Source organism: Brevibacillus sp. FIR094 (genome assembly GCF_050477165.1).
GTDB lineage: Bacteria > Bacillota > Bacilli > Brevibacillales > Brevibacillaceae > Brevibacillus.
Genome location: NZ_JBEAES010000002.1, coordinates 64,171 through 83,167 on the forward strand (window position 1 = coordinate 64,171; position 18,997 = coordinate 83,167).

15 protein-coding genes and 1 pseudogene are annotated in these 18,997 nt (G+C 47.4%); 1 reads left to right on the forward strand and 15 read right to left on the reverse strand.

Annotation, left to right across the window (positions count from 1 at the left end):
• Positions 1–137: 137 nt before the first annotated feature.
• The 5 genes from ACQ5DJ_RS01490 to ACQ5DJ_RS01510 all read right to left on the reverse strand — a co-directional run bounded on the left by ACQ5DJ_RS01490 (position 138) and on the right by ACQ5DJ_RS01510 (position 6,579).
• Complete coding sequence (locus ACQ5DJ_RS01490) at positions 138–2,894, reverse strand: WIAG-tail domain (protein WP_429840891.1); 2,757 nt, start codon at positions 2,892–2,894, stop codon at positions 138–140.
• A gap of 285 nt (positions 2,895–3,179) precedes the next feature.
• Entirely contained in the window at positions 3,180–4,691 is a 1,512-nt protein-coding gene (locus ACQ5DJ_RS01495; protein ID WP_429840892.1) for an AAA family ATPase, read from the reverse strand.
• On the reverse strand, positions 4,684–5,211 hold the full coding sequence (locus tag ACQ5DJ_RS01500) for a hypothetical protein (protein ID WP_429840893.1): 528 nt from the start codon (positions 5,209–5,211) through the stop codon (positions 4,684–4,686). Before ACQ5DJ_RS01500 ends, ACQ5DJ_RS01495 begins: the two co-directional genes overlap by 8 nt.
• A 154-nt stretch (positions 5,212–5,365) precedes the next feature.
• Positions 5,366–5,845, reverse strand: a complete 480-nt coding sequence (locus ACQ5DJ_RS01505; RefSeq protein WP_429840894.1) for a DUF5590 domain-containing protein — start codon at positions 5,843–5,845, stop codon at positions 5,366–5,368.
• A gap of 29 nt (positions 5,846–5,874) precedes the next feature.
• Positions 5,875–6,579 carry a hypothetical protein gene (locus tag ACQ5DJ_RS01510; RefSeq protein ID WP_429840895.1) on the reverse strand — a complete coding sequence of 235 codons (705 nt, stop codon included), beginning with the start codon at positions 6,577–6,579 and terminating at the stop codon, positions 5,875–5,877.
• Between the two features lie 133 nt (positions 6,580–6,712).
• Between ACQ5DJ_RS01510 and ACQ5DJ_RS01515 the strand changes: the two genes are divergently transcribed.
• Positions 6,713–6,892, forward strand: a complete 180-nt coding sequence (locus tag ACQ5DJ_RS01515) for a hypothetical protein (protein ID WP_133257456.1) — start codon at positions 6,713–6,715, stop codon at positions 6,890–6,892.
• Positions 6,893–6,955: 63 nt separating this feature from the next.
• Here ACQ5DJ_RS01515 and ACQ5DJ_RS01520 read toward each other — a convergent pair whose 3' ends face one another.
• From ACQ5DJ_RS01520 to ACQ5DJ_RS01565, 10 genes and pseudogenes are all read right to left on the reverse strand, one after another.
• The gene (locus ACQ5DJ_RS01520; RefSeq protein WP_007723137.1) at positions 6,956–8,260 is read right to left on the reverse strand and encodes an amidohydrolase; all 1,305 of its coding nucleotides are present in this window, start codon (positions 8,258–8,260) and stop codon (positions 6,956–6,958) included.
• Between the two features lie 16 nt (positions 8,261–8,276).
• Positions 8,277–8,900 carry a redox-sensing transcriptional repressor Rex gene (locus ACQ5DJ_RS01525; protein ID WP_429840896.1) on the reverse strand — a complete coding sequence of 208 codons (624 nt, stop codon included), beginning with the start codon at positions 8,898–8,900 and terminating at the stop codon, positions 8,277–8,279.
• A 15-nt stretch (positions 8,901–8,915) separates the two neighbouring features.
• Positions 8,916–9,821: a ComEC/Rec2 family competence protein gene (locus tag ACQ5DJ_RS01530; RefSeq protein ID WP_429840897.1), complete on the reverse strand. Its 906-nt coding sequence runs from the start codon at positions 9,819–9,821 to the stop codon at positions 8,916–8,918.
• Between the two features lie 41 nt (positions 9,822–9,862).
• A pseudogene (gene dinG, locus ACQ5DJ_RS01535) lies at positions 9,863–12,765 on the reverse strand (ATP-dependent DNA helicase DinG).
• A gap of 91 nt (positions 12,766–12,856) precedes the next feature.
• Positions 12,857–14,266: a tetratricopeptide repeat protein gene (locus ACQ5DJ_RS01540; RefSeq protein ID WP_429840898.1), complete on the reverse strand. Its 1,410-nt coding sequence runs from the start codon at positions 14,264–14,266 to the stop codon at positions 12,857–12,859.
• An 82-nt stretch (positions 14,267–14,348) separates the two neighbouring features.
• On the reverse strand, positions 14,349–14,732 hold the full coding sequence (gene panD / locus ACQ5DJ_RS01545; protein WP_429840899.1) for an aspartate 1-decarboxylase: 384 nt from the start codon (positions 14,730–14,732) through the stop codon (positions 14,349–14,351).
• 20 nt (positions 14,733–14,752) lie between these two features.
• On the reverse strand, positions 14,753–15,619 hold the full coding sequence (panC, locus tag ACQ5DJ_RS01550) for a pantoate--beta-alanine ligase (protein WP_429840900.1): 867 nt from the start codon (positions 15,617–15,619) through the stop codon (positions 14,753–14,755).
• A complete protein-coding gene (gene panB / locus ACQ5DJ_RS01555) occupies positions 15,616–16,479 on the reverse strand; it encodes a 3-methyl-2-oxobutanoate hydroxymethyltransferase (RefSeq protein ID WP_429840901.1) in 864 nt (287 codons plus the stop codon). The genes panC and panB overlap by 4 nt, the downstream gene beginning before the upstream one ends.
• A 260-nt stretch (positions 16,480–16,739) precedes the next feature.
• The gene (locus tag ACQ5DJ_RS01560) at positions 16,740–17,723 is read right to left on the reverse strand and encodes a biotin--[acetyl-CoA-carboxylase] ligase (protein ID WP_429840902.1); all 984 of its coding nucleotides are present in this window, start codon (positions 17,721–17,723) and stop codon (positions 16,740–16,742) included.
• Positions 17,713–18,936 carry a CCA tRNA nucleotidyltransferase gene (locus ACQ5DJ_RS01565; RefSeq protein ID WP_429840903.1) on the reverse strand — a complete coding sequence of 408 codons (1,224 nt, stop codon included), beginning with the start codon at positions 18,934–18,936 and terminating at the stop codon, positions 17,713–17,715. The genes ACQ5DJ_RS01560 and ACQ5DJ_RS01565 overlap by 11 nt, the downstream gene beginning before the upstream one ends.
• Positions 18,937–18,997 lie beyond the last annotated feature (61 nt).

The window sequence follows — 18,997 nt, forward strand, 5'->3', positions numbered from 1 at the left end:
ATTCAATGAAAGTCTCCCTGCATAATGTTAACCATAAAATAATTATGTAAACAAATGTACATTTGGGAGACCTGATCTCAACATCGGCCTCCCTGCTTCTGAATCATTCACTCGCCCCATTGTTGTTTCCTACCGAATTATTTATCGTTTTCGATATCGCTATCGTATTCTTCACTACTTTCATAATCTTGCTCGAGATCACTTTCATCCGTGTCTTCGTCATCTTCATCCATGTCGTGATCCTCCATGTCATCCTCGTCCGTGTACTCGTCTTCCATGTCTTCGTCTTCATCTTCCCCATCTTCATCATCCGTATCTTCGTCTTCCATGTCCTCATCTTCCACGTCTTCATCATCCGAATATTCGTCTTCCACGTCCTCATCTTCCACGTCTTCATCATATGTGTCTTCATCATCGATGTCTTCCTCTTCAAAGTCGTTCTCTTCGTCACTTTGATCTTCCTCGACTTCTTCTGCCTCCAATTGTCCCACCTCTGTTGACCATTCCAACATTTCTTGTGGGACATCTCCCCCTTTTACTCCAATCCCGATCCAGTGAATCACACCAGTCGCTTCCTGACCCTCTTGATTACGAAATACGGTGATGATCGCTGAAGTTCTTTTCGTGTATTTGAGCGATGTATAAATCCCAGGTTGATTGGTCATCGCCACCATACAATAATGTGTATCCGCATAAGGCTGTGGCAATCGAATGGTTACATCTGTAGATTTGCTCGTGGCAGAAAGTCTGAATGGAACGAAACCGTATTGTTGCAAGGTTACTCCTATGTGATTATGTGTCTCAATTACCGGAAAGGTCATCTTCTCAGCACTAATTGACTGATCCGCAATGTGGTGCGTAGTAACAGCTTTGGACGCAATTTTAGAACCGGTCACGGAGTCCTCTGCCAGTTTTTCCTGCGTAATGATCCGGTTTTGCAGATGCTGTTCTGTTATGCTCTTGCTAACAAGATGATTTCCTTTGAGCGTCCCTTCCTTAATATGAGTTCCATCCAAGCTGCCTTTTATGACATGAGCACCATGAACAGAATGGCTATCTAGCTTGCTCGCATCGATGCTCTGATCTGCTAATTTATCTCGAGTGACACTGCCGTCCTGTATTTTTTCCTTGGAAATAGAGTTACCCTGGAGATGCTCCGCTTGAATGATGTGATTGTTGAGATGTGTAGACGATATTGCTTTTTCCGCAATCTTTTCCCCCGTGACGGCTGATCTGCCGAGATGGCGAGTTTTGATCGCATCTTTGGCTATTTTGGGTGCTGTGATGACGGCATCCCCAAGTTTGCTTGTCGTAATGCTTAAATCTGAAATTTTGTCTGTGGAAACAGATTCCGGTGCCAATTTTGACGTGGTCACCAAGTGGTCATGCAGATGCTGCGTCTGGATGATGTACTCACGTAGATGATTGCCCCCAATAAGTCTGTCAGTCAAATGTTGTTCTTCTACCGATCTTCTTGCCAGCTTTTCTGAGCGAATGGACCCGTCAATCAGATGTCGTGAACTCACGATCTCATCGAGCAAGTGTTGCTCTCCTACACTCCTGTTCGCTAATTTGTCGGTAGTGACAGCCTTGTCAGCTATCTTTGCAGTGGTAATCTGCTGATCCCCGATTTTTTTGGATGTCAGCATCCCATCTTGCAAGTGGCTCGATAGGACACTTCCAGCTTGTAAATGTGTGCTGCTGATTGATTCTTTGACGAGCTTTTCTGTCGTGACACTGTTGTTGTCCAAATGCTCAGTCAAAATCGCATATGGCCCCACTTTATCACTGGTCACCGCTTCTGGATGTAAATGCTGGCTATAAATGGCCTGAAATGCTATGTGATGATCCGTGATGCTGCCAGCGGTAATGTTACTGCCATCTATTATCTCTTCAGTGAGATGGTGATGGTAAATGGAGCCTTCACGAATATGCTGAGACTCGATCGCATCCTCGTCTATCTTCGTCGAAGTTACTGCTCCATCGCGTATTTTATCCCCTGAGACAGCTCCATCCTCAATCTTTACTGTATTAATCACATAATTGGCGAGATTACTTGTTTGAATGGTCCCCATCTTTATTTTTTCCGAGGTAATCGATTGATCCTGCATCAACTCATTCGTGATCGCTTGCTCCTGAATATGCTTGCTCTGGATCGAGTGGTCGGCAAATTTCATCGAGTCGATGGTTTTATCAGCTAGCTTCTCGGACGTAATGCTATGGTTGATCAATTTTTGCGCGGATATCGAATAATCCTGCAAATGCTCGCCGCTTACGATTCCCTGCCCCAGATGATCCCTCTGTACCGCATGCGGTGCGAGTTTAGTGGAGGTTATACTTTTGTCCGCGAGTTTACTACTATCCACCGCATAATCCTTCAAAATCGAATTATCCACGGCGCCTTGTTTAATCTTGGACGAGTCAATGGCACGGTTCGCAATTTTTTCTGTTGTCACCGATTGATCTGTCAAGTCGTCTGTATAGACAAACGATTGGACACGATCATCATTACGGTCTTTGATGACTTTCGAATAAAAGTTCGGATTAGCAGTTGAGCTTTGTTTGGAGGATACGTTTTGTTTGGAAGATGCGTTTTGTTTGGCGGATACGTTTTGTTTGAGAGATGAATCCTGTTTGGAAGACGAGTCCTGTCTGGAAAACGAGTCCTGTCTGGAAGACGAGTCCTGTCTGGAAGACGAGTCCTGTCTGGAAGACGGGTCCTGTCTGGAAAACGGGTCCTGTCTAGAAGACGAGTCTTGCTTGGAGGATAGGTCCTGCTTGGGTACTTTGGGAATCGGTTGTTGTTGCTCTTTCGGTGTGGTTGCAGAGATGGGAGGTATTCTGTGACTGCTCTCCAAATTACTTTCAAGCAGATTTAATTCGAGGTCTTCCATCCACTCCCGATCGGTGATGATGTATATGAGAGCGGTAACTCGTTCATTGTCTGCCTAAAGGTTTTGCTCAGACTTTTGTTTGCTTTTCGCCGGTTCACATTGGCCATAGGGTCTCCTTGCCTCCTGATTTCATTCCCGTATCACTTTTGTAGGATATTCATCCATTTACCTATTTGGCACCGTGTCTACAAAATTGTTTCATCCTTATAAGCCTAAGTTTCCAGCAAACACAAAAAACCTGCTTGGCCAACTCCCCCATTTGGCTAGCAGGTTCTTTGTCTTCATTTATACGGCAACTTCTTCTTTCGTTTGTGACAAAAGCGTCCTGAACTCATCGCCTTGCAGAACTTCCGCTTCCATCAATGTGTACAAACCTGTTTGGAATACGGAGTCATACTGTCTCAAAAGACTGCGAGTTTCTACGAGCAATCCTTCCAGCAAACGCTCAACCTCGTCATGAATACGACTCTTATCCACATATTGCAAATGTACAATCCCCAGATCCGACATACCGCTTTGCACAATTTCCTGTGCCATTCCCAGCGCTTGCTCGAAGTCATTCTTCGATCCAGTACTGCGCCCACCGTAGTAGATTTCCTCCGCTACGGCTCCTCCAAGGCTAACCATGATTTGCTTTTCCATCGCATCCTTGGTATACAGATAGCGGTCTTCCATTGGATTTTGTCGGACGTATCCTAGTGCTTTGCCACGTGGACTCAGCGTGACCTGCGAGACAGAACCTGGTCGCACCATCTCACTAACAATCGCATGCCCCAATTCATGGAGAGCAACACGCTTCTTCTCTTCCTCTGATGCTTGACGGTCTACTTTCTCTCCGAGCATGACCTTGTCCACGGCATAAGCAAAATGCTTCGCAGTGATCTTGTCCTGACGGTCACGCATGGCGTAAATAGCCGCTTCATTGGCTACACTTTCCAGCTGTGCGCCAGAAAAACCGAATGTCTCTTGTGCCACTTTTTCCAGTGTGACGTCTTCGCCAAGCGGTTTATTGGCCGTATGAATAGTCAAAATCTGCTCGCGTGCTGGCTTGTCTGGAAGATCAACGCTAATATGACGGTCAAAACGGCCAGGACGCAACAGCGCTGCGTCGAGCATGTCTTTCCGGTTCGTAGCTGCCATGACTAAAATCCGCGGCTTGTCGGTCGTAGCTACACCATCCATCTCCGTCAACAGTTGATTCAAGGTCTGATCGTATTCACGTTGCTGTTGACCGTCCCTTTTTCCACCGACCACATCAATCTCATCGATAAAAATAATCGCGCTGTCTTGCCCATTTTTCTCTGCTAATGTCTTCGCTTCTTGAAACAATTCACGAACACGTTGTGCACCGACACCGACGTACATCTCTACAAACTGCGAACCTGATGCCGCCACAAAGGCAGAATTTGTATAATTCGCCGCGGCTTTTGCCATCAGTGTCTTACCCGTACCAGGAGGACCTGTCAAAAGTACACCTTTGATCGGGCGAATCCCGTACTGTTCAATTTTGTCTTTATACACGAGAAAATCAAGCGATTCCTTCAGTTCTTTTTTAGCGCGTTCCTGTCCACCGATATCGGCAAACTGCATGTCCGATTTCGGCAGCTCATGCTTGTTTACTTTTCTTTTCCCACCGAGGGCGACATTCCCGCCTTGTCCATTTTGCTGACGGATGACCAGAAAGTAAATCGCCCCCAGTACGGCTCCGAAGACCAAGAATGGCGTTATATTTACACCTAGAAAAACAAGAAAAATCAACAGTGCAGGTACGACGCCGATCAGTACTTCCTTACGCACGTGCCGTCACCTCTTTTTCAATGGAACGGGGTATGATGGTGTAGAAATCCTCCGTTCCTTTTTTCAAGTAAACATAAATGTTCTTGTCATCCATCAATGTAGATGCTTCGTCCAGCTGATTCCCCTTTTTCCATTGTTCCACAAGGACTGGAATACGGCTATATTCATGCAACTCTACTGCTTCTGTAAACACAAATTGACCGCTCTTCCATATATCGTTCATCGCTGTCGACTGATTGTCAATGTCAATGACCACTTCTTTTTCCCCTGCGATCTTTTGTGTTTCCATTAGCAGATTGCGATATTCTGCTGGAAACGCGTCTGGTTTTGTAACAGTTACATCTATTTGAATTTTATCTTTGCTGATCTCCAAATTGCCCAATGTTGCGGACTGCATTTGTCCAATTTCTGCACGGATTGGCTCCTCAATCTCCATCTTTTGATACAAGAACCACCCTCCGAACAGGAGTGCCAATGTTGCTACCAAAGATAATCCAATTGCGCTCTTTTTCAACTGCACGGCTACTCCCCCCATAAATATCGTTCTCGTTTTATCTCTCTCTGCAACGTCCCCAGTATATCACATGAGTATATCAATTTCTTATACAGATGTTGGATACAATACCAAACAGGCCTTCTCCCATAAGGAAAAGGCCTGTTGTCAAGTAAGCGTATTAGGTTGGCGCGAGCGCGTATGAGGTTAACAAAGCACCTGTGAATAGATCATAGTGAATATAGTGAAAACGCCCGTCTTTGTCTTTGACAGTGACTTCCCAAAATTTCTTATCGTTTTCGAGACCAGGAACCAAATGAGTGATCTCCGATTGCGGGAATGACTTGTAAACCGCCTCTTCTACATTCTTTTTTGGAACAGCTAGATCCATTCGATCGAAACTAACTTTCTGATCTGTCATCCATGCAACAACCTGTGTACCCGCCTTATTTTTCCCAATGACGACAGCGTAGCTCTCCTTGCCTCGATATTCATCAATGGATTCAATCTCCGTGATTGTCGTGCGATCCTGGACCCACTGACGAACGGTTTCCTCAAATTGATTGCGCTCTCCTGCTACAGAAGCCGTCAGGTGATAGGCGAACCCAGCTCCCGTAAGTATTATAACGGCTACGATTGATAGGATAATTCGTACTAACACAGCAAAGTAACTCCTTTACGTGGCTGACATTACAATCGGAATCGAAGCTGGTCTCTCTTCACTCCAACTGCCGTTTGTATTTGCAAATCCAGCTCCAGTTGGCGAAGCTGCCCCGTAGTTGACTCGTACCATAGTTGGTAATTGACTTTCATTCCGTTCGTTACGTTCGAAGTCAAATCCTGAATAGGGAAGGATGGACCTAACCACATCGATAATAACGAAGAGACTTCCTTTGGTGGAACCGCTATCCGATATCCACTCCATCCTTGCCCTGTAGTATCTTCAAGGTGTTCAGGACTAACCGATTGCAAAACTCCCTTGAGCAATACTGCGTGCTCATGCGGGGTGAACATCGCATACGGCAGTGCAGCATGATCCTGTATCTGTCCATCAATTCGCACCGATACTGGTTGCCCATCTTTTCTGGCTATTTCAAGCTGGTGGCCACCGATTTCTCCTGTGAGCTGAAATTGCTCATTTTGATATCGCCCATGCAAGGTCTGATCCTGCATGTATACCAGAAATGAGCGTTCCTCGTCCTTCGTGATCTGCTCCAAAAGCTCCGCTACCGTCGTCGCTGTCTGCTCCGTTCCTGCTGTTTGTCTGACCGTAGACGCAGTATCAGTGCTGTCAGTATTGGCTGATCGACTTACTGTCCCCAATACAATCCCTAGGAGAAATAGACCGAGTAGGATAGGAATGAGCCACCACAGCATTTTGGGCCGGATGTACATGTCGTTCCCCCTGTCCCATTTTTGTCTTTAGCCTATGCTATACGGGAAGGTTTTAGAACGACACGGAAAAGTTGCTAATCATAGCTTAAGGTCGGGCGGTCATACTACATATACACCCCGAGGAGGTGAGCGCGTGACATCTTCGCAACAAACCACATCTCCTGACATACTTGGGTTTCTGTTACAGGAATACCGCGTCTCCTGGGCAGGATTGTCGTCTCCCTTGCGTCAATGGTCGCACACACCCACTCTTCATTTTCGCCATCATCTCCTGACAAAAGCTGTGGCAAAAATGAACAACGGAACGTCGTAGTATCCAATTCCCCTACCTACACCTGCACTGCCTTACTCCTGTCCCCCACCTGACAGGAGCCTTTTACCGTTTTAGCGTTTGGAATACGCGGTTTGCTTCATAAATCGCGCGCTCCTCATCGATGGTCAACAGTTTATGATTACGCATCAAGAATTTACCCGCTACAATCGTATCTTTCACATCTCGTCCATTTGCTGCGTATACCACGTGTGAAATCGGTTGGTGTGCCGGGTGGAAATGGGCTTGGTGGCTATCCAGAACGATCAAGTCAGCTTGCTTGCCTACTTCAATGCTTCCGAGTGTTTCCTCTTGGAATACCCCTTCTGCGCCATAACGAGTAGCCATGCGAAGTGCTTCCTCTGCTGGAACCGCTACTGGATCGTTATTCACACCTTTGTGCAATATCGCAGCGAGTTTCAATTCCTCAAATAAATTCAAATTGTTGTTGCTCGCCGAGCTGTCGGTACCCAGTGACACGCTTACACCTTTTGCCAACATTTTCGGAACTGGCGCAACACCACTAGCCAGCTTCAGGTTGCTCACTACATTATGAGAAACTCTCACATTGTATTTTGCCAAAATGTCGATTTCTTCATCCGTTAAGTGAACAGCGTGCGCGACGAGTGTTGGGCGATTGAACATTCCCAGTTTTTCCAAATGAGCAACTGGACGAAGCCCGTAGTCCTTCTCGTTTTGACCGACTTCCCAAGCTGTTTCAGACATATGGATATGAAGCGGCAAGGAAAGCTCATCAGCTTTTTCGATAATTTGGGTAATAAATTCTGGCGAGCAGGTGTACGGCGCATGCGGTGCCATCATGACGGTAATACGTCCGTCCGCCTGATTATGCCATTCTTTTGCAAAAAGAGTCGCGTCTTTGAGCTTTGTTTGACGTTCTTCTTCGGAGCACAGACCAATCATCCCTCGGCAAAGGCGAGCGCGCATTCCAGCAGCATCGACTTCCTTCGCCACGACATCCATGTGATCATACATATCCACAAATGTAGTGGTACCGGTACGAATCATCTCGATAAGTGAGAGCTGGGTACCCCATTTTACTGTGTCTCCCGTGAATTGTGCCTCCAATGGCCACATTTTGTCTTCCAGCCATTGTTGCAGTGGCAAATCATCTGCATAACCACGTAGGAGGGACATACCAGCATGTCCATGCGTGTTGATTAAGCCAGGCAGTATGTAATCACCTTTTTGATCGATGACTTCATCGTATCCCGCTTCCGACAGGTCCTCAGGAGTTGGGCCCACATACGTAATCTTGTTGCCTTCGAATGCTACGGCACCATCGTAAATGACTTCATTCGTATCGTTAACCGTAATAACTGTTGCGTGAATGAGGATCGTCTTTTTCATAGTAAACACTCCATTCTTACGTCAAATAGTAGGCCAAGCTTTGCAGGTTGGACGTCACATCCGCATAGTGAATGCGAACATCTTTTCCTGCGCGAATCGTCGTAGGGGCAAAATTCAAGATCCCCCTGATACCCGCTTGAGTCAACTGATCACATACGGATTGCGCTGCAGGTGCCGGTACCGTAATAATCGCCAGCTTGATTTGCTTGTCGACGACCGTTTCTTCCAGCTCTGATAAAGGCTGAATCGATATACCTGCGACTTTTTTGCCCTGCTTCTCTGGATTATTGTCAAAGATGGCCGCAATCCGCATGTTATCTTTCAAATAAGCGTTGTAGTTACTAATAGCATGGCCCAAATGCCCAGCTCCGACCAAAGCGACACGGATTTCATCCGTTAGCTTCAGAATTTCACGGATTTTTTCCACCAGATAATCGACATCATAGCCGATTCCCTTTTTTCCAAAATCACCAAAAGCTGCAAGATCTTTTCTGATTTGGGCAGGATTCACATCAAGATTCTTACCCATCTGTTGGGAGGAAACGGTGGTCACCTCAACCTGTTGCAAATAACTGAGGTAACGCAGATAAATCGGCAAACGACGGACGACCGCTTCTGAAATCTTTTCGTGTTTTGCCACGTTCGGTCTTCCCCCTTAATTCTTTTGCTTCAAAATCCGATATTCTTTTCCGTTCGATAAAATGGTAATGGAACCGTCGTGGCTGGTAACGTATGTCTCGGCCCATGACTCACCCAAGCGCTCCATGACTTCTGCCTGGCCGTCTTTCATTTGATCCCGCGATCCACCTGTCTGAATAATGGCGACCTGTGGATCGACTTTCGTCAGAAATGGTTGCGAAGATCCTTGATTGCTCCCCTGACCCGCTACCTTTAGCACTTCCGCCTTCAGTCTGTCATTTTGCCGTTCCAACAGTCGCTCTTCTGCTTTTTCATTCACGGCGCTCATAAATAAAAATCGTAATTGACCGTGCGTCAATCGAAAAACGAGGGAATTGTTCTGAGGCGATAAAAATAACGGTTCATCCGGGAGCAAAACTTCCATGGAGATTTCTTGGTCAAGAGTGAGTACTTGTCCTTGCTCTGCTTCCATCTGCTTTTGGTTGGAGCGAAGCAGCACGACATGGCGAAGCGATGATGCGATCAGCTTGGGCAAAATGACGGCATCAACAAGCACTTGCTGGCTCAATGAAGCGTAGCCTCCCATATGCTCGGGCTGGTCGTTCGTCAACACTACATAGTCGAGCCGTGTGATCTTGAGCTCTGCCAAGCGTGCCGAGAGAACGGGCCAATCATCTGCCGTACCCGTATCAATCAGCATCGTTTTGCCGCCTGGCATTCTCAAAAGCGTACTCTCACCATGTGGAAGTGCCAAGTAGGTGATAATGAGACCCGAAAATTCCTGTTCTGTCTCTGTTTCAAATGGGTCATCTATCTTCACTGCTGCTTCTTGTACATACAAATGGCTATCAATCGAGCATCCGCAAAGGAAAATCGCACTAAGAACTACAATCCACCAACGCCACTCTTTTTTCCATAACATTTATTTTATCACCTTAATCCCTATGAGACTATTGCTTCATTTTATGAATCTGACAGGGATTGCATACTAAGGAATGGCTCTATACGCTCTCGAAGCGTTGGCCATGGACCACTTTCGATCTCAAATGGCGGCAAAGATTGAAGGAATGAGCGTCCATATCTCGACTCAACCACACGCGTATCAAGAACGATCACGACCCCTCGATCCAAGTGGTGGCGAATTAATCGACCTACCCCTTGTTTAAATTGCAGAACAGCTTGTGGAAGAGACAAGGACATAAAAGCATTTTTTCCTTCTGCCTTCAAAAGCTCTGCCCTTCCTTGATAGACAGGATGATTCGGCGGTGCAAACGGGAGGCGAACAATGACTAAACTACTCAGCCATTCCCCTTGGATATCCACGCCTTCCCAGAAGCTGCTCGTCCCAAGCAGGACACTTCTCTCCATGCTTCGGAACAGACGCACCAACTTGCTCCGATTGTTGCTATCAATCCCATGACCGAATAACGTATACGGTTCTGGGGCCTCCGCAAGGCGTTCCTTCATTGCTTGGTAAACAAGTCGAAGCATCGAGTGGGAGGTGAATAGAATCAGCGTCCTTCCTTTCGAAGCCAATACGACATCAACACACCCTTGAATGACCGCCTCCACATACGTATGATCACTCTCTTTGCCTGGTGCGGGGAAATCAGATGGAATCAACAGTAACCCCTGCTCTTCATAATGAAACGGCGATGGCAGTGACAAGGTACGCACTCGTTCTTCGGGCAGTTGGTCGAGACCAAACTGGCTTTTGATGTAGGAGAAGCTGTTTTTGACCGTCAGAGTGGCTGAGGTCAAGATCAGACTCCGCTTCTGCGCAAAAAGTGGTTCTGCCAGTGAGTCGGCAACCTTCAAGAGCGCTGCTGACAAATGGACCTGCTTGCGAGCTGTACGGGACTCTACTTCCATCCAATATACATACTCGGCATCTTGCTCAAGCAAAAAGAAGTGAAGCAGCTCCACAGTGTTTTGCCAGTCTTTGATGAGACCGAATAAATCTGTCAGTAGACTGCGTACCGCAAAAGTAGGCTTTTCCTCTTGCGGAGTCGTTCGTAAAAGCTGCTCGATTCCCGCTGCGTATGCGGTCATCCCTTCAATCAGCTTTTTGGTCACTTTGCGTATCTTCTCGTGTTTGCCTACAAACGATTCGGTCCGGTAACGTACTGTCTCACGTCCGGCATCCGTCGTCTCCTCCGCACGGTCTGATGCCCATGCATACAAGAGCTGTGTCCATTGCTGCGCTTTCTCACGTAAGGCAGCGGACTGTTTTCTCAGCTCAGGAAGTTTTGTGGCGACATCTTCTTGTACCGCAGGCATCCAGCTTTGCAGCTCTTCTGCGAAGCGGGCAATTGCCCACCCTCTTCAACCGATGCACGATCTAACAAGAAAAGAAGCTGCGTGGTTGAAAACTGCTTGCCTAAATGCTGTGTGGCAGCATCCTCCAAATGATGGGCCTCATCGACGATGGCAACTTCATACGAAGGGAGGATTCTGTTTTCCGCTTGCAAGTCGCTGATGAAAAGGGCGTGATTGACGATGAGTACATCGACATCGCGAGCCCGTTCCTTCGCCTGAAAATAATAACAGCGACTAAACCACGGACAAGCCCGGTTTAAACAAGAGCTCGTATCACTTTTTACCTGTTGCCACAGCAGTTGACCACTTGGAGGCATGCTCAGTTCCTCCACGTCACCGGTAACGGTTTGCGTGAGCCACGTCAGCATCTGTCCTTTGACCAAGCGCATTTCTTGGCTACTTCCTTCTACAGGCTCATCCACGGCTTGTTCAAATTTACGCAGGCATAAGTAGTTTCCTCTGCCTTTTAGCGTAGAAGCTGTAAAGGAAAACGGCAGAGACTCCTGCAAGGTAGCAATTTCCTTATGAAAAAGCTGTTCCTGCAATTGAATGGTATTGGTACTGACCACCAACTGCTGCTGATTGTGATGAGCCCAAATGATCCCCGGCAAGAGATAGGCTAATGATTTTCCCGTACCTGTCCCTGCCTCTACCAATAAATGGGCACCATCCTCCATTGCCTCATAGACGGCATGCATCATCGCTTCCTGAGCATCCCGACGTTGATACCCCGACATTTTCGCCTGCATGTGCCCGTTTTCACCCAAAACATCCTCGAGCTGGTCGGCAAACGCTTTGGTCACTGTCGCATCAACATGAGAACGTTTTAGCGAGGCGGTTAATTTTTCTTCTCGCTTCCGAAGGGCAAGCTGGCGATAAACATCCCACATGTCTGCGGAATCCGTTTCGGTTGGCGTTCCATCCAGCTCTGGTAGTTCTACGAGCTTTTCCATCTCGATGGTTCGTAAAAGAACCTCGATATCAGAGCGAAACGAAGAGACGAGCATCTGCAGGCGCTGGATCGTCACAAGCGGCAGTTTCTTTAAAATATCCAACAAGTGGAGAAACAGTTGTGCCGTCGCTAGTGCATCGCTGTCTGCTTGATGGGGATTATCGTGCTCGATTTCCAGCTCAGACGCCAGTTCCCCGAGTCTGTAGCTATTTTGCATCGGCAAAAGAACGCGGGATAGCTCCACTGTATCAAACACGTAACCGTCAAACGCATAATAGCCCTGGCTCAGCAGGGCTTCTTGTAAAAATTGGAGATCAAAGCTTGCATTATGTGCAACAAAAGCTCGTCCGTCCAATAAACGCAAGAAATCTGGAAACACTTCTTCCAAGGAAGGAGCATCTGCAACCATCTCATTGGTAATCCCTGTTAATTGGGTAATAAACGGTGGAATATCCTGGCCTGGATGAATCAGGGTGGAAAAACTCTCGGTAATCTGCCCGTCATCGATTGCGACAGCACCAATCTGAATGATGCTGTCACCTTGGCGTGGATGGCTTCCCGTCGTCTCAAAATCTACAACTAGTAATCGATTCAAACGCTGTCACCTCGTAACCTGGGCGGAAACATTCAATCCGCACCCATTCACATTCGGCAACGATGGGAAATATTCCTGCTCTCCTGTACATTTAAGGCTGTACGAGCTCGGTTTGTACTTCTGATTGACCGAGCTTGCCTGCACATAATTGCAGATAGATGGGGATTTCCCATAACTGTTCTGCGAATGGCAATGCCCGTTGAAAATATTGTTCAGCTAGGCGCCAATTTTCTTCCACAACCGCGATTCTTCCCAGATGAAAATACCCTAACGAACGTACATATGGCTCAGCGTCGTCCAGGAAATACTTTGCCAACCGTTTTGCTTCTTGTGTATCCCCCAGCTTTTCGTATGCGGAAATCATCCCGGATTGTCCGAGGCGATTGTCTCGGTTTTTCTCCAGCATGATCCGAAACGCTTTGATTGCTTCCTCTACCCTTCCATCAAACAACAGCATCCATCCATAACTAAAAAGAAAGTCGTCATTTTCGGGTGCAAGACTGATGGCTTTTTTGACGAGCGTCAATGCCCGCTTCGTACCTGCAATGAGCCACGTATTCCAGGCCAAGCCATGCCACGTCCACCCATCTTTTGGGGAACGCTCCGTCAAAAAGTGATAGCAAATTTGTGCCCGGTGATAATTGCCCACGGTTTCGTATAGTGAGGCCATTTCCTGAAGAGTATCACTGTCCAAATCACGTGTCGGCAGTTGCAAGCCTTTCGGCGGGCTCCACTCCACCGTCTGATCCATCGTATGCAGTAATTTCGCAGCACGCAGCCATAGCATCTGCGCTTCCCAATCGTGCTCGTTTTTTTCTAGATACGGTTCCAATTCGTCCAAAGCTTCCTGTGCATCGCCATCACTTAAATAGCATAGCGCGAGGTTGTACTTGGCTTCTTCCTGTTCTGGCTTGATCTCGAGAGATGTCTTAAAAGCTTGCACCGCTTCTAACCATTGTTCCTCTTCAGCCAATATGCAACCGATGGCATTAAAGCTGATGGCCACAACGGTAGGTGAGCTTGCTGTCCTGCCGAGAAGACGGAATTCCCGAAAGGCTAATTCATTCTCCTCACACAAAAGGAGACTGTAGGCGTAGTACAGACGTCCACTTTCCCAGTCTGGCGATTTTTGGACTAATTCTGCAAAACACTTTTTCGCGTCTTGGAACATGCGCAAATGATAAAAGCCTTCCCCACGACGAAAAATGGGCGCGTACGGATTCGTTTCAACGTCCTTTGGTGATTTTGTATGCACCTTCGCCTGATCCGTCTTTTTCTCTTCCGCCGGAAGCTGTCCTTCCATTTCCTTAATGCTACGAATCGCATTGGATAATTTTTCTTCGAATTGCAGCCATAGGTCTACGACTGTATCACTTACTTGGCGCAATTGAAATAATTGTTCCGCGAGCTGTAGACGTTCTTGTTCAGTAGCCCCCTGCCACTTCTCTTCAATCGTCTGCGCTTTGTTACGAAGTGTATGAAACCAGTCCTCGATTTTCACAAGAAAAGCCACCCCCTATGAGGCATGAGTACTTTCATTGTCTCACAAGGCAGGTGGCTCTATGCAGGAACAGACAGATCGCTTACAGAATCGTCGCGTGCACTTCTTCCGCAATCAATTCTTTGATCTGATTTTTTTCATCCATGATGGCGACACGTGGCTTGTAGGTTCTCGCCTCTTCATCCGTCATCATCGCATAGGCAATAATAATGACGATATCGCCCTCTTGAACGAGACGTGCAGCTGCTCCGTTCAAGCAAATGACGCCACTGTCTGGAGCACCTTCGATGACGTATGTTTCTAGACGCGCTCCGTTGTTGTTATTAACGATTTGTACTTTTTCATTTGGCAAAATATCCAGTGCATCCAACAAATTTTTGTCGATGGTAATACTGCCAACATAGTTCAAGTTTGCTTCAGTTACCGTTGCGCGATGGATTTTTGCTTTCATCATGGTGCGGAACACTAAAAATTCCTCCCTTATCTCTATTTGATTGATGTAATCGTATTGTCGATCAGGCGTGTTTTGCCAAAACGAACAGCTAACGCGATGACGATCGTCTGACCTGCCGTTTCCTGCTCGACGGGTGTGAGCTCTGGATAGCTCAAAATTTCCACATAATCAATATCAGACAACGGCTTCGCGGAAATCATTTGCGATATACGATCCTTGATTTCAGAAAGAGCCATGCCCTGTCCCAACCATTCTTCTGCTTGCTTGAGGCTCTGTGATAGCACGAGTGCTTGTACTCGCTCATCCGCTGACAAGTAGACATTCCGAGAGCTCAGAGCAAGCCCATCCGCTTCGCGTAAAATTGGGCATGGAACAATTTGTACTGGCATCGACAAGTCGTGAACCATTTGCGTCACAACTGCTACTTGCTGGGCATCCTTTTGTCCGAAAAAGGCGTAATCGGGCTGGACAATTTGAAACAATTTATTGACGACAGTCGATACACCATCAAAATGACCCGGACGAGAAGCTCCACACAATAGAGTCGTCACATTTGCTACTGAAATATTGGTCAGCATTGGCTTCGGATACATCTCGCTGACTTCCGGGGTAAACAGGAAGTCCACACCCGCTTCTTCCGCCATTTTGCTATCCCGTTCGATATCACGCGGATAGCGATCAAAGTCTTCATTCGGTCCGAATTGCAGCGGGTTTACGAAAATGCTCATCACAACCAAATCGCATACTTCACGGGCAGCTTTTACCAAGCTGAGATGACCTTCATGCAAAAAACCCATGGTCGGTACCATTCCGATCGTTTTGCCTTGCCGACGTGCTTCTTTTATATGAACGCGCATCTCTTCGATGGTGGAGACCTGCTGCATCATTGTTTGCATCATGATTGCTTCACTCCTTCCCCGTACAATTCCTTGATGGTTTCTTCAGAGGCATGGAAGACATGCTCTGGCCCTGGGAAGCTTCTTGCTTCCACTTCTTTGTTATAAGTCTCAACTGCTTCGCGAATGGTTTCACCGATGTTTGCGTAACGCTTCACGAATTTCGGTGTGATATCCGACGCGTAGCCGACCATATCATGGAACACCAGCACTTGCCCATCACAAGTCGTACCCGCTCCGATTCCGATCACAGCGATGTCCAGCTTGTCTGCAATCATGCCTGCGACCTCTTCCGGAACACATTCCAGCACAATGGCGAATGCACCCGCTTCTTGAATCGCAAGGGCCTCATCCAACAATTTTTTGGCTGCCTCCAGATCTCTTCCTTGCACTTTGTACCCGCCTAATTGATGTACCGATTGCGGAGTAAGCCCAATATGTCCAACGACTGGGATGCCTGCTTGTACACAGCGTGTAATGATTGGGGTAAGTTCACGGCCCCCTTCCATTTTGACCGCCTTGGCCAGCCCTTCTTGCATTAGTCTGCCCGCGTTTTTCACCGCTTCCTCAACTGTTCCGTGATAGCTGAGAAAAGGCAGGTCTGCCACGACAAATGCACGCTTGGCCCCTCTCGTTACTGCTTTCGTATGGTGTAGCATGTCCTCCATCGTAACAGGGATGGTGGAGTCATAACCGAGTACGACCATTCCCAATGAATCACCAACCAGAATCATATCAGCGCCAGCTTCATCTACTAATTTGGCTGACGGATAGTCATAAGCGGTCACCATGGTAATCGGGGTTCGCGTTTCTTTTTTCTTGCGGATACTCGAAGTCGTAATGGGTCTGTCGTTTGTTGCCATTGTTCATTTCTCCTCTTTCGCATCAAGCCCGTGGATCGTGTGAGGAATAAAAAAACCTTCTCGCGTCAATCGGGAGAAGGTTGTCCATGTCAAAAAGACATTTGCGTCCAACGGATTCCTTCTGTCTCGGTCCACACAGGCTCTGAGCAGATTTTTGTCCTTACACGTATTGCTTTAAGATTACACGATAGATACAAAAATACTCCGGGAGTACCGTTCACGAGGTGATACAGCCTCCAAATTGGAGTATAGCAAATGATTTAATCATTTGCACGATAATTGACATCAGCCGAATAAACTTTGTGAATCTGTCCCGCCTGATCCTCGACCTTGAGTACGCCTTCCTCATCCAAGCCAACGGCACGACCTTCAAACTGTTGTGAAATCGTCTGGAGGGACACCCATTTGCCAATGGTGTATGAATGATTCTCCCACTCTTGTTTTACACGCTCGAAGCCAGCCTGCAAATAGTGGTCGTACTCTTCTTCAAAAATTCGGCAGAGTCGCTGGATAAACGAAACGCGCTTGAGTGGCTCACCAGATTCAATTCGAAGCGAAGTCGCAATTTGTGCCAGTTCAGATGGGAAATCTGACTCGACACTGTTGGCATTGAGCCCTATCCCGATGACTAAATAATTGACGCGATCAGATTCAGCATTGAGTTCTGTCAAAATCCCGCATACTTTTTTGTCTCCGATAAAAATATCGTTCGGCCATTTGATTTTGACAGGCAATCCAGTCTCTTCTCGGATCGTTCTCGCTACTGCAACTGCCGTTAGCAACGTCATCTGAGGTGTCTTCGGTAACGGAATCACAGGTCGGATGATCAAGCTCATCCAGATCCCCGTTCCTTTCGGAGAATGCCATGGTCGACCTAGTCTGCCTTTTCCACCTGTTTGCAGCTCTGCCAGCACGATCGTACCTTCTACTGCCCCTTTTGCCGCAGCCTCATGTGCGAGGGGTTGTGTAGATACCACCTCATCGTAAGCGATAACATTTTGTCCGATCCGATCCGTTTCCAGACCAGCCATAATTTCTGCTGCTGACAACCGATCAGGGGCAACCAGCAGGCGATACCCCGATTTTCGCACCGCCTCCACCTCGTAGCCATCTCGGCGCAGCTCTTCGATATGTTTCCAAACCGCCGTCCTAGAGCAACCGCATGTCTGGCTTAATTCTTCACCAGAGATGAAACTGCCGGGATGGTCACGGAATGCTTGAAGGATGACTTGCTTAATGTTCATCTTGTGCAACCTCTTTCTTTGCAACTTCGACGAGTGCTTCTGGTGTATTTGGTAAACCGTGCAAAGCCGTTTGTCTAAGTAACGATTCCAAGACGCGGAAAATCCACTCGCCTGGCTTTTTCTGAATGGCTACTTGCAGGTCAAGCCCCGTGATCGCCAAATCCTTGATGGTTTTGACAGGCATGTTTTCGTATTGATCGCGGAGTGCTTGCATCGAAAACGATTGCCTTTCCTTCCACCAGCACGCTTGCAATAAAAGGAAGAACTCGTTGCACGTGTCCAAACCGACTTCAAGTAGCAGTGGCCCCCACTCAATCGCTTGAGGGACATCCCAATGTGGCTGCAATCGCGTCAGAAGTTCAACCAAGCAGCAAATTGCTTCTGTTTCGCGTTTGGACATTTTGAGGAATTGGCATACTTCATGCGATTGCACAGGTGAATAATTCGCCGCAAACAGTAGCAACGACCATTTTTGCGTCACGGTTTGCAAATGATGCAGCCGCCAGACATGCTCATTTGAGAGGACGAACAATTCTTCTACCTCAGGGGCATATGCCATGAGCCTCGTTTCATTCAACAACTGACAACCTACTTCTGGTGCTTTGCTATCGAGCGTTTTATTCAGCTCTTCCCTTATGCGCTCCACAGCAATATGAGCTAACAAAGGCGCAGTCTGTTTCATAGCAAGCATGGTCTGATCTTCTATCGCAAAACCTAACTGGGAAGCAAAGCGCACACCTCGTAAAAGCCGAAGGGCATCCTCTTGAAATCTCTCAAGCGGAATGCCTACAGCCCGAACCAGCCGATGCTGCATATCCTCTCGTCCACCGAACGGGTCGTGCAATACTTGATTACGATCCATTGCCATTGCGTTCATCGTAAAATCTCGTCGCTCCAGATCGAGCCGAAGTTCTGAAACGAACTGAACTTCAGCGGGTCGACGGTAATCTTCATATTTTCCTTCCGTCCGAAACGTGGTTACTTCGAACATCTGCCCCTCGACTTTTACAGACACAGTACCGTGTTTCAGGCCAGTCGGGACATGATCGGGAAACAATCGGATGACGTCGCCGGGATGGGCATTCGTACATATATCTATATCATGAACAGGTCGTTGTAAAAACCAATCGCGGACGCAACCACCCACATAATAAGCTTCGAAGCCGTGTTCCTCCAATTTGTCGAGAACACGCTTTGCCAATTCTATCGCCAATCCAATCCCCCCTTTCTGGTTTGCTCCGCCTGATCTACACAAGGAGGCGTTTTGCATGAGA